Here is an 11732-nt window from a genome sequence, read left to right as displayed (position 1 = left end):
CAGTAGAAATCCATTCGCAGTCCGACGCCATAGCGCCGAAAATATTCTGTTGCCGTCATTGCGCAAGCAGTGCAGAGAATGAACTTTCTACGAGTTGACAGGCCTTCCGAATACTTGCCCAGCCTCTACGCTTTGCCCACCCTACATTTTTTCCGCCGCCATCAATCATTGCTCTTCGGCGTCGCGATGAAGCCGCGGTTGTGGGTCGGGCTGATCAGGATCTCGTTGATGCAGACGCGCGGCGGCATGTTGGCGACGAAGGCGATGGTGCGGCCGCAATCTTCCGGCTGCAGCATTTTCGCCTGCTCGGCCTCGCTCGGCGGCACCGGGCGCGATTTCAGGATCGGGGTTGCCACCTCTCCCGGCGACAGGCAGCAGGCGCGCAAGCCGTTGACGCATTCGTCCATGTTGAAGGAGTGGGTCAGCGCCAGCACCGCGTGCTTGGTGGTGGTGTAGGCCGGGCCCGTCATCTTCGAGACGTGGCGGCCGGCCCAGGAGGCGACATTGATGATGCAGCCGTCCTTCTGCCTGCGCATCGCAGGGAGCACCGCGCGCATGCAATAGAGCACGCCGTTGAGATTGATATCGACGACCCTGTTCCAGCCGTCGAGGTCGAACTCCTCCCAGCTCCGCTTCGGCACGTTGACGCCGGCGCTGTTGACCAGAAGATCGATGCGGCCGTGCTTGGCGACGATCGCCTCGGCCGCGTTGTCGACCTCGTCCCTGTTGGAAACGTCGAGCGCGACTGCCTCGGCCTTGCCGCCCTTGGCCGCGATCTTCGACACCACGCGATCCAGTTCCTGCTGGCGGCGGCCCGAGACCACCACCGTCCAGCCGTCGGCGGCGAGGCACTCCGCTCCGGATTCGCCGATGCCGCTGCCGCCGCCGGTCACCCAGCCACGCGTTTCCCGTTATTTGTCATGCAAACTGTCTCCGTTGCTTTTTGAAGGGCGTTTTTGCTAATCCACTCGGCGGAAATTTGTCCGGCCAGCGCCCTTAGGGAATGTTGCATGAACACGACCGCCAACGCCAACCTGTTTTCCCGCCTGTTCGACAAGCTCGACGATCCCGCCCGGCTTGCGATCGAGGAGCTCGACGGCACGCGCATCACCTACGCCGACCTGATCGCCCGCGCCGGGCAGATGGCGAACGTGCTGGTGTCCCGCGGCGTCAAGGTAGGCGACCGCGTCGCGGCGCAGACCGAAAAATCCGTGCCGGCTCTGGTGCTGTATCTTGCGACCGTGCGCGCCGGTGCGGTGTACCTGCCGCTCAACACGGCCTATACGCTCAACGAGCTCGAATATTTCATCGGCGACGCCGAGCCGTCGCTGGTGGTGTGCGATCCGGCGAAGGCGGAAGGCATCGGCAGGATCGCCGCCAAGGTCGGCGCAAGAGTCGAGACGCTCGGCGCCGACGGCAAGGGCTCGCTGACGGACGCCGCCGGCAAGGCCAGCTCCGACTTCACCACCGTGCCGCGCGGCAATGACGATCTCGCCGCCATTCTCTACACGTCCGGCACCACCGGCCGCTCCAAGGGCGCGATGCTCTCCCACGACAATCTCGCATCGAACTCGCTCTCGCTCGTCGGCTACTGGCGCTTCACCGAGGATGACGTCCTGATCCACGCGCTGCCGATCTATCATACCCACGGCCTGTTCGTGGCGAGCAACGTCACGCTGTTCGCGCGGGCCTCGATGATCTTCCTGCCGAAATTCGATCCCGAGCTGATCCTGAAGCTGATGGCGCGCGCCACCGTGATGATGGGCGTGCCGACCTTCTACACGCGCCTCTTGCAGAATCCGACGCTTTCGAAGGAGACGACGAAGCACATGCGCCTGTTCGTCTCCGGCTCCGCCCCGCTGCTTGCCGACACCCATCGCGAATGGTCGGCGCGCACGGGACACGCCGTGCTCGAGCGCTACGGCATGACCGAGACCAACATGAACACGTCCAATCCCTACGACGGCGATCGCGTGCCCGGCGCGGTCGGCTTCCCGCTGCCCGGCGTTTCGTTGCGCGTCACCGATCCCGAGAGCGGCAAGGAGCTGGCGCGGGACGAGATCGGCATGATCGAGGTGAAGGGACCGAACGTCTTCAACGGCTACTGGCGCATGCCTGACAAGACCAGGGCCGAGTTCCGCGACGACGGCTTCTTCATCACCGGCGACCTCGGCAAGATCGACGACAAGGGCTATGTCCACATCGTCGGCCGCGGCAAGGATCTGGTGATCTCCGGCGGCTTCAACGTCTACCCAAAGGAAATAGAGAGCGAGATCGACGCCATGCCGGGCGTGATCGAGTCCGCCGTGATCGGCGTGCCGCACGCCGATTTCGGCGAGGGCGTCACCGCGGTCGTGGTCTGCAGCAAGGGCGCGCCGGTCACGGAGGCGTCGGTGCTCAGCGGACTCGATGGACGGCTTGCAAAATTCAAGATGCCCAAGCGGGTGTTCGTGGTGAACGAATTGCCGCGCAATGCCATGGGCAAGGTGCAGAAGAACATCTTGCGGGATCAGTACGCGAAGATCTACGCGAAGTGAACAAAATCGCGAAAACAACCCCATGCAAAGTAGCTCCGGCCAATTTGGCGTCACTGCCCGCTCACCAGGCTGACCACGAACCTTCCGCCGACGATGAAGAGATAGCAGCCGAACGCGATCTCCAGCTTGCGCTTCGACAGCGCGTGCGCGGCGCTCACCCCGAGCGGGGCTGTCAGCAGCGTGGTCGGCATCACCACCAGCGCGCCGATCAGCGAGACGTAGCCCAGCGAGAACGGGGCCTGCAGCGCGGCGACGTCGGGAAAACGCGCCGCAACGGGCCAGCCCGCATAGACATAGCCTATCGCGCCGGGGATCGAGATCAGCACCGCCAGCGCCGATGACGTGGCGACCGCCTGGTGGATCGGCCGGCCGTAGAAGGTCATCATGAGATTGGCGAACAGGCCGCCGCCGACGCCCATCAGGGTCGAGAGCAGGCCGATGAAGAAGCCGTAGAGGCGCATCAAGGGCCCGGTCGGCACCACGTCGCCGAGCTTCCAGCCCTCGCGGGCCAGCAGCAGCCGCATGGCAGCCGACCAGGCAACGCAGACGAACACGATCTTGAACAGCCGTTCCGGCGCAACACGCGCGGTGACGGAACCGGCGACGACGCCGATCACCACCGGCAGCCACCACAGCTTCAGGATCGCCATGTCCACCGCGCCGCGCCGGTAATGGGCACGAAAGGAAGCGATCGATGTCGGGATGATGATGGCGAGCGAGGTGCCGATGCAGAGCGGCATGCGGACCTCGAGCGGCACGCCGGCCAGGCGAAAGCATTCGTAGAACACCGGCACCAGCACGGCACCGCCGCCGATGCCGAAAATTCCGGCCAGGAAGCCGGAGACCGCGCCGACGAACACCAGCAGCAGGGCCAGCTCGACAAGCTCGGCAACACCAAGGCTCGCAATCGCCATCACCGGCATCCCTTACGGCGAACGCTGCCATCGCAAACGTTCATGAATCGTGCTTCAGGTATACCAGCCATCGAGCGTTGCTTGATCGATGTCAACGGCCGCAAATGCAAGGCTCATACAAGGCTCATACGTAGGTATGAACCGTTGTTCGCATTTGGTGGTTTTCTTGATTGCGCTGTCTTGATCGACTCCGTAAATAGAATTTCTCTACGCGCTCGCGTCGGGCCGCCAGACGGCCCCGCCAACTTTCAAAAGCCGCCATGACCGCCAGGATCGAACGACCGCTCTCGCCGCATTTGCAGACCTACCGCATGACGCTGACGATGGCGCTTTCCATCATCCATCGCGCTACCGGCATCGCGCTGTATTTCGGCACGCTCCTGCTCGCCTGGTGGCTGATCGCCGCCGCCTCCGGCCCCGGGGCCTATGCCAACGTGCAGGCCTTCACCTCCAGCCTGATCGGCAAGCTGATCCTGTTCGGCTACACATGGGCGCTGCTGCATCATCTGGTCAGCGGCATCCGCTATTTCTTCTGGGACCTCGGCTACGGCTTCAAGGCCAATGAGCGGGAAGCGCTGACCTGGGGCGCGCTGATCGCGGGCATTTCGCTGACCGTGCTGGTGTGGATCATCGCCTACGCGATCGGAGCCGGCCGATGAGCGGACCGTCCTCGCTGCGCACCCCGCTTGCCCGCGTCCGCTCGCTCGGCTCCTCGCATTCCGGCACCAGGGACTTCTGGTGGCAGCGCCTGACGGCGGTCGCGATGACGCTGCTGATCGTGCCGGTCGTCGTCATCGTGCTGATGCTGCGCGGCTGGAACCAGGCCGGCGCGGCGCAGATCCTCGGGCAATTGCCGATCGCGATCATCCTGCTGCTCTTCATCATCGCCAGCACCTGGCACATGAAGATCGGCATGCAGATCGTGATCGAGGACTATGTTCACGGCGAGAAGACCAAGCTCGTCCTGGTGATGGCCAACAATTTCTTCTGCATCGCGGTGGCGCTGGCTTCGATCTACGCCATCCTGAAACTTTCTTCCGGAGTTTAGCCCCATGGCCAACGGCAACGGCAAGGCCGCAATTGGCAGCGGGCCGGCCACGAACGGCAAGGCCTATCCGATCGAGGACCACACCTATGACGTGGTGGTGGTCGGCGCCGGCGGCGCCGGCCTGCGAGCGGTGGTCGGCTGCAGCGAAGCGGGCCTGCGCACCGCCTGCATCACCAAGGTTTTTCCGACCCGCTCGCACACGGTCGCTGCGCAAGGCGGCATCTCGGCTTCGCTCGGCAACATGCATGCCGACGACTGGCGCTGGCACATGTACGACACCGTCAAGGGATCGGACTGGCTGGGCGACCAGGACGCCATCGAATACATGGTGCGCAACGCGCCGGAAGCGGTCTACGAGCTCGAGCACTGGGGCGTGCCGTTCTCGCGCACCGAGGATGGAAAGATCTATCAGCGGCCGTTCGGCGGCATGACGATCGACTACGGCAAGGGCCAGGCGCAACGGACCTGCGCTGCCGCCGACCGGACCGGCCACGCCATGCTGCACACGATGTACGGCCAGGCGCTGCGCCATTCGGCCGAGTTCTACATCGAGTTTTTCGCCATCGACCTGATCATGGACGACCAGGGCGCGTGCCGCGGCGTGATCGCGCTCAATCTCGACGACGGCACCATCCACCGTTTCCGCGCCCAGACCACGATCCTGGCCACCGGCGGCTATGGCCGCATCTACTATTCCTGCACCGGTGCCCACACCCAGACCGGCGACGGCAGCGCTATGGCGTTGCGCGCCGGCCTGCCGCTGCAGGACATGGAGTTCGTCCAGTTCCATCCGACCGGCATCTACGGCGCCGGCTGCCTGGTCACCGAGGGCGCACGCGGCGAAGGCGGCTATCTCGTCAATTCGGAAGGAGAGCGCTTCATGGAGCGCTATGCGCCTTCCGCCAAGGACCTCGCCTCGCGCGACGTCGTCTCGCGCGCGATGACGATGGAGATCCGCGAAGGCCGCGGCGTCGGCAAGAAGCGCGATCACATCTACCTGCACCTCGATCATCTCGATCCGAAGGTGCTGCAGGAGCGCCTGCCGGGCATTTCGGAGTCGTCGCGGATCTTCGCCAATGTCGACGTGACGCGCGAGCCGATCCCGATCGTTCCGACCGCGCACTACAACATGGGCGGCATCCCCACCAACTACCATGGCGAAGTGCTGACCAAGAAGAACGGCGATGAAAACGCGGTGGTGCCCGGCCTGATGGCGATCGGAGAAGCCGCCTGCGTTTCCGTGCACGGCGCCAACCGTCTCGGTTCCAACTCGCTGATCGACCTCGTGGTGTTCGGCAAGGCCGCCGCGCTGCGCTGCGCGGAGAAGCTGGGCTCGGACGGCAAGCAGCCGGAGCTGCCGCGGGATTCCGCCGACAAGGCGCTCGGCCGGCTCGATCACTACCGCCACGCCTCCGGCGGAACGCCGACGGCCAAGTTGCGCGACAGCATGCAGCACGTCATGCAGAACAATTGCGCCGTGTTCCGTACCGGCGAGGTGCTGAACGAAGGCCACAACCTCATTCACAAGGTGCATTCCGGCATCGGCGACGTCGCCGTGACCGACCGCTCGCTGGTGTGGAACACCGACCTGATCGAGACGTTGGAGTTCGACAATCTGATTGTGCAGGCGGTGGTGACGATGGATTCCGCCGCCAACCGCACCGAAAGCCGCGGCGCACATGCGCGCGAGGATCATCCCGACCGCGACGACAAGAACTGGATGAAGCACACGCTGGCCTGGATCGACGGGCGCGGCAACACCACGATCGATTACCGCCCGGTGCACAGCTACACCATGACCAACGACGTGCAGTACATCCCGCCGAAGGCGCGGGTGTATTGAACAATGTAGCCCGTCATTCCGGGATGGTCCGAAGGACCAGACCCGGAATCTCGAGATTCCGGGTTCGATGCTTCGCATCGCCCCGGAATGACGAAAGGTAGAGAGATGGTTGAATTCGCGCTTCCCAGGAACTCGAAGATCACCGGCGGCAAGACCTGGCCGAAGCCGGCCGGGGCCACCGAGACGCGCGAATTCCGGGTCTATCGCTGGAATCCGGACGACGGCAAGAATCCGAGCGTCGACACCTACCACGTCGACGTCAACGATTGCGGCCCGATGGTGCTGGACGGGCTGATCTGGATCAAGAACCACATCGACCCGACGCTGACGTTCCGCCGCTCCTGCCGCGAGGGCGTGTGCGGCTCCTGCGCGATGAACATCGACGGCCAGAACACGCTGGCCTGCACCAAGTCGATGCACGACGTCGGCGCCGGCGGCGCGGTGAAGGTCAACCCGCTGCCGCACCAGCCCGTCGTCAAGGACCTGGTGCCGGACCTCACCAATTTCTACGCGCAGTACGCCTCGATCGAGCCGTGGCTGAAGACCACCACCCCGACGCCGCAGAAGGAATGGCGGCAGAGCCACCAGGACCGCGAGAAGCTCGACGGCCTCTACGAATGCATCCTGTGCGCCTGCTGCTCGACCTCCTGCCCGAGCTATTGGTGGAACAGCGACCGGTTCCTCGGCCCCGCCGCGCTGCTGCAGGCCAACCGCTGGGTCACCGATAGCCGCGACGAGGCCACCGGCGAGCGGCTCGACAATCTCGAGGATCCGTTCCGCCTCTACCGCTGCCACACCATCATGAATTGCGCGAAGGCCTGCCCGAAGGGGCTCAATCCCTCCGAGGCGATCGCCGAGCTCAAGCTGAAGATGGTCGAGCGGCAGATCTGATTTTTCGGCTTTCGCGCGGCCCGCCTTGCCGGCGGCTGCAAATCCTGCACGGTTCCGCAGGGAACCTTCTGATTTGGCTGGCGTTATGGCGCCATGGCCAAGTCCGCTGCAAAGTCCGCGTCGCGTGCGAAGCCGCCTGCATCGGCTGCGCAGAAGTCCGCCAAGCAGCCTGACATCGTCGAAAGCGACAACGGGAGCGACCACGTCGTCGAGCCGCCGCCGCCCGAAGCCGTCGAACCCGATCCGGAGCTGACGCCCGAAGAGGCGGAAGCGGCGCGCAAGAGCTACTTGCTGAGGCGGTTCTGGATCAGCGCGCGCGGCTTCTGGGGTCGCAACGGCGACCGGCTCGCCTGGCTGCTCACAATCGGGCTCCTGATCCTGATCCTCGGCAATGTCGGCCTGCAATACGGCATCAATGTCTGGAACCGGGCAATCTTCGACGGTATCGAGCAGCGCGATGCGCCGACCGTCTATTTCCTCACGGCCGTGTTCTTTCCGCTGGCAATCGCCAGCGTGCTGGTGCACGTGGCGCAGGTCTACGCGCGCATGGGCACCCAGCGCCGCTGGCGGGCGTGGCTGACCAATGCGGTGCTGACGCGCTGGCTCGCCAATGGCCGTTACTACCAGCTCAACCTCGTCGGCGGCGACCACAAGAATCCGGAATATCGCATCGCCGAGGACCTGCGCATCGCCACGGATGCGCCGGTGGACTTCGTCGCGGGCGTAACCAGCGCGTTTCTTTCCGCCGCCACCTTCATCGTCGTGCTCTGGACCATCGGCGGCGCACTGACTGTGACGCCGGCGGGAACGGCGATCACCATTCCCGGCTTCCTGGTCGTGGCCGCCGTGCTCTATGCGGCCATCGCGTCCGGCGCAATCACCGTGATCGGACGCCGCTTCGTGCAGATATCCGAGGACAAGAACCAGGCCGAGGCCGAGCTGCGCTATGCGCTGACGCGCGTGCGCGAGAACGGCGAGAGCATCGCGCTGCTCGGCGGCGAGGAGGAGGAGCGCGGCGGCCTCGACCGCAATGTCGGCAACGTGCTGCGGCAATGGGCGCTTCTCGCCGGTCAGCACATGCGCACCACGCTGGTGTCGCAGGGATCGAGTCTCATTGCGCCGGTCGTTCCCATCCTGCTCTGCGCGCCGAAATACCTCGACGGCAGCATGTCGCTGGGCCAGGTGATGCAGGCGGCCTCCGCCTTCACCATCGTGCAAAGCGCGTTCGGCTGGCTGGTCGACAATTACCCACGGCTCGCCGACTGGAACGCCTGCGCCCGCCGCATCGCTTCGCTGATGATGTCGCTGGACGCGCTCGAGCGCGCCGAATTGGGCAAGGGTTTTGGCCGCATCAAGCACGGTGAGACGGCCGGCGAGGCGATGCTTGAGCTGAAGGATCTCTCGGTGACGCTCGACGACGGCACCGCCGTGGTCGGCGAAACGGAAGTGGCGATCGAGCCGGGCGAGCGGGTGCTGGTGGCCGGCGAGACCGGCACGGGCAAGAGCACGCTGGTGCGCGCCATCGCGGGCCTCTGGCCGTGGGGCGGCGGCGCGGTCAATTTCCATCCCGACCGCCGGTTGTTCATGCTGCCGCAGAGGCCTTACGTGCCCTCGGGCACGCTGCGCCGCGCCGTCGCCTATCCCGGCGCCGAGGACGACTGGCGCGACGAAGTGACTTGCGAAGCCCTGCACAAGGTCGGGCTCGATCATCTCAAGGAAAAAATCGGCGAGGAAGGCCCGTGGGATCAGACGCTGTCCGGCGGCGAGAAGCAGCGCCTCGCCTTCGCGCGGCTCCTGCTGCACAGCCCGGACATCGTGGTGCTGGACGAGGCGACCTCCGCGCTCGACGAGAAGAGCCAAGACAGGATGATGGAAATGGTGACGGAGGAATTGCCGAGGGCCACCATCGTCAGCGTCGCGCACCGCGCCGAGCTCGAGGCCTTCCACAGCCGCAAGATCGTGCTGGAGCGGCGCAAGGGTGGCGCCAAGCTCGTCAGCGACGTCGACCTCATTCCGCGCAAGGGCCGGCGCCGGCTGCTCGGACGGTTCCTGCGCCCTCGCAGGCAAGCGGCGTAGTCGTCGTCCCGGCGAACGATTGGCCCGCCGCGCAAAACCGGTTATGCAGGCGCCCGGTTCCGAGGTTTGCGTGACACCCGACAACGATCCATCGCCGCCGTTCGGCGCGCTGGCCCCGAATACGGCGCAGGCCGCGATCATCGCGCTGGCGCATCATACGGGACTGAAGCACGGCGCGTTTCGGCCGACGCTGTCGCGGCTGCTCGATTTCATCCGCCCGGGGCCGCTCGACATGCGCTATCAGGGCGCTTCGTTCCGCTTCCATCATCGGGACAGCGCCACCGAGCGCGGCGCGCTGCTCAACCCCGACTACAACCTCGATGAGCTGAAATTCCTGCGCGCGCACCTGCGCGACGGCGGCGTGTTCGTCGACGTCGGCGCCAATGTCGGCACCTACGCGCTGGCGCTGGCGCGCGACGTCGGGACCGCCGGCCGGGTGATCGCGATCGAGCCGCATCCGGTGACGCAGGCGCGGCTCGCGTTCAACAAGGCGGCCTCGGGCTGCGGGCAGCAGGTCAGGCTGGTGCGGGCCGCGGCGGGCGACGGCGACGGCGAGCTCCTGATCGAAACCGATGGCGACAATCTCGCCGCCAGCCGCATCGTGGCCGGCAACGCTTCGGGCAAGGCGATCCGGGTGCCGTCGCAGCGCCTGCAGCGCATCCTGGAAGAAGCCGGCGCCGCGCGCATCGATGCGCTGAAGATCGACGTCGAGGGCTACGAGGACCGCGTGCTGACCGGCTTCTTCAGGCAGGCGCCGCCGGCGCTGTGGCCGAAGGCCGTCGTGATCGAGCACCTGTCGAGGCACGAATGGCGGGACGACTGCATCGCCGACATGGCCTCGCGCGGCTACGCGGTTGCCGGCAGGACCCACAGCAACACGCTTCTGGAGCGGAGCTAAAAAATGTCACCGTCGCGCGCCATGCTGGATCGATCTGGCCATGCCCAGCGGAGCATTGCATGATCGACCACATCGGCTTTCCGGTTTCCGACTATACGCGCGCCAAGGCGTTCTATCTGAAAGCGCTGGCGCCGCTCGGCTATGGCCTCATCATGGAAGTCACGCAGGAGGAGAATGCCGGCGAGGCCGCGGCCGGATTCGGCAAGGACGGCAAGCCGGATTTCTGGATCGGCAGCGAAGGCGGATTGAACAAGCCGATGCACGTCGCGATATCGGCCAATGACCGGGCTGCGGTGGACGCGTTCTACAAGGCCGCGATGGAAGCCGGCGGGCGCGACAACGGCGCGCCGGGGATCCGCGCGCATTACCATCCCAACTATTACGGCGCGTTCGTGCTCGATCCCGACGGCCACAACATCGAGGCGGTGTGCCACGCCCCGGCGTAAGCGGGCAGATCATCCGGTTCCGGCCAAGGAACCATCGGCGGGCTGAGCCGTTGACGCGGAGACCTCATCCGGAATCCGTCATGCCGATCGAGCCGCCCGAAATTCCACCGGGAACGCCAGGCAAGCCCACCGAGCCGCCGCCGGGAATTCCGCCGGGCAACCCCAATCCGGAAATTCCAACGCCGGTGCGTGAGCCGGGCGCTCCGCCCCAGCCGGACGAATTGCCGGGCAAGTTGCCGGAAGAGGTTCCACGGCGCGGTCCCGACGGGCCGCAGCCGCCCAATTCCGCTTACCGACGCCAGCTGAAAACACACCTTCAACACTGCGCAGGGGACAAGATGGAACTTTCGCTTTGAATGCACCGCCTGAATGAGCCATGAACGGCAGGTGAGTTAAGTCGTTGGGATGTTAAAATAAATAGCTTCTGCCGCCACAATCCGGCCTAACGGCTGGCTGTTGATCGCCATCGCCGTATCTTGCGGCGCATAGAACCTTCCTCCGGGGAACGAGACCATCATGACAAACCTCCGCCTCGTGCTGCTCGCCACCACCACGCTCACGGCGATGCAACTGACAAGCTCGCCATCACAGGCGCAGTCCGCACCGATTACCGTCGCACAGGCGCAGCCACAGGCGGATGACAAGGGCAAGAAGCAGCCGGACAAGGGCCCGCCGCCTGGCGCGCGCCCCGGAGCGCCTGCGGCACCGCCGCCCGCCGCGGCTCCGAAGCCGCCTCCGCCTCCTGCTGCGGCGCCGCCACGGCCGGCCGCACCTCCGCCGCCGCCACCCGCCGCGGCACCGCCACGGCCCTCCGCTCCGCCGCCGCCCCCGCCGCAGATGCGCAGGGACGCGCCGCCGCCCCCGCCGCCTGCTGCTGCGCCAAAGGCACCGCCCCCGCCGCCGCCCGCGGCTGCGCCAAAGGCACCGCCGCCTCCTCCGCCGCCCGCGGCTGCCCCAAAGGCACCGCCTCCTCCGCCGCCGCCCGCGGCTGCCCCTAAGGCACCGCCGCCTCCTCCGCCGCCGCCCGCCGCTGCCCCGAAGGCACCGCCGCCTCCGACAGCGCCCAAGGCTGCGCCGCC

At 65.9% G+C, this 11732-nt stretch carries 11 protein-coding genes and 1 pseudogene; 9 read left to right on the top strand and 3 right to left on the bottom strand.

The window, feature by feature from the left end:
* Positions 1–161 precede the first annotated feature (161 nt).
* Positions 162–922 (bottom strand): annotated as a pseudogene (locus ACT4OC_RS27045) (SDR family oxidoreductase).
* 88 nt (positions 923–1010) lie between these two features.
* On the opposite strand from ACT4OC_RS27045, the gene ACT4OC_RS27040 reads away from it, so the two are divergent.
* Complete coding sequence (locus ACT4OC_RS27040) at positions 1011–2537, top strand: malonate--CoA ligase (RefSeq protein WP_444842111.1); 1527 nt, start codon at positions 1011–1013, stop codon at positions 2535–2537.
* Between the two features lie 50 nt (positions 2538–2587).
* Here ACT4OC_RS27040 and ACT4OC_RS27035 read toward each other — a convergent pair whose 3' ends face one another.
* The gene (locus ACT4OC_RS27035) at positions 2588–3451 is read right to left on the bottom strand and encodes a sulfite exporter TauE/SafE family protein (RefSeq protein WP_444842110.1); all 864 of its coding nucleotides are present in this window, start codon (positions 3449–3451) and stop codon (positions 2588–2590) included.
* A 260-nt stretch (positions 3452–3711) separates the two neighbouring features.
* Here ACT4OC_RS27035 and sdhC point away from each other — a divergent pair, with 260 nt between their 5' ends.
* From sdhC to ACT4OC_RS26995, 8 genes are all read left to right on the top strand, one after another.
* Positions 3712–4110, top strand: a complete 399-nt coding sequence (gene sdhC, locus ACT4OC_RS27030; RefSeq protein WP_444842109.1) for a succinate dehydrogenase, cytochrome b556 subunit — start codon at positions 3712–3714, stop codon at positions 4108–4110.
* Positions 4107–4499 (top strand): succinate dehydrogenase, hydrophobic membrane anchor protein, encoded by a 393-nt coding sequence (sdhD, locus tag ACT4OC_RS27025; RefSeq protein WP_444842108.1) that lies wholly within the window; start codon positions 4107–4109, stop codon positions 4497–4499. The genes sdhC and sdhD overlap by 4 nt, the downstream gene beginning before the upstream one ends.
* A 4-nt stretch (positions 4500–4503) precedes the next feature.
* Positions 4504–6342, top strand: coding sequence for a succinate dehydrogenase flavoprotein subunit (sdhA, locus tag ACT4OC_RS27020; RefSeq protein ID WP_444842107.1), 1839 nt, complete (start codon positions 4504–4506; stop codon positions 6340–6342).
* Positions 6343–6447: 105 nt separating this feature from the next.
* Positions 6448–7233, top strand: coding sequence for a succinate dehydrogenase iron-sulfur subunit (locus ACT4OC_RS27015; RefSeq protein WP_444842106.1), 786 nt, complete (start codon positions 6448–6450; stop codon positions 7231–7233).
* A 93-nt stretch (positions 7234–7326) separates the two neighbouring features.
* Entirely contained in the window at positions 7327–9309 is a 1983-nt protein-coding gene (locus ACT4OC_RS27010; RefSeq protein WP_444842105.1) for an ABC transporter ATP-binding protein/permease, read from the top strand.
* 70 nt (positions 9310–9379) lie between these two features.
* Entirely contained in the window at positions 9380–10207 is an 828-nt protein-coding gene (locus ACT4OC_RS27005) for an FkbM family methyltransferase (RefSeq protein ID WP_444842104.1), read from the top strand.
* Positions 10208–10266: 59 nt separating this feature from the next.
* A complete protein-coding gene (locus ACT4OC_RS27000) occupies positions 10267–10653 on the top strand; it encodes a VOC family protein (RefSeq protein WP_444842103.1) in 387 nt (128 codons plus the stop codon).
* A gap of 80 nt (positions 10654–10733) precedes the next feature.
* Positions 10734–11009 (top strand): hypothetical protein, encoded by a 276-nt coding sequence (locus tag ACT4OC_RS26995; RefSeq protein ID WP_444842102.1) that lies wholly within the window; start codon positions 10734–10736, stop codon positions 11007–11009.
* Positions 11010–11045: 36 nt separating this feature from the next.
* Here ACT4OC_RS26995 and ACT4OC_RS26990 read toward each other — a convergent pair whose 3' ends face one another.
* Positions 11046–11171, bottom strand: coding sequence for a hypothetical protein (locus tag ACT4OC_RS26990; protein WP_444842101.1), 126 nt, complete (start codon positions 11169–11171; stop codon positions 11046–11048).
* Positions 11172–11732: the final 561 nt, after the last annotated feature.

It is taken from the genome of Bradyrhizobium sp., assembly GCF_052389815.1.
Lineage (GTDB): Bacteria > Pseudomonadota > Alphaproteobacteria > Rhizobiales > Xanthobacteraceae > Bradyrhizobium.
Note: the sequence above shows the minus strand (reverse complement) of the source record. Positions and strands in the feature narration are given on the sequence as shown.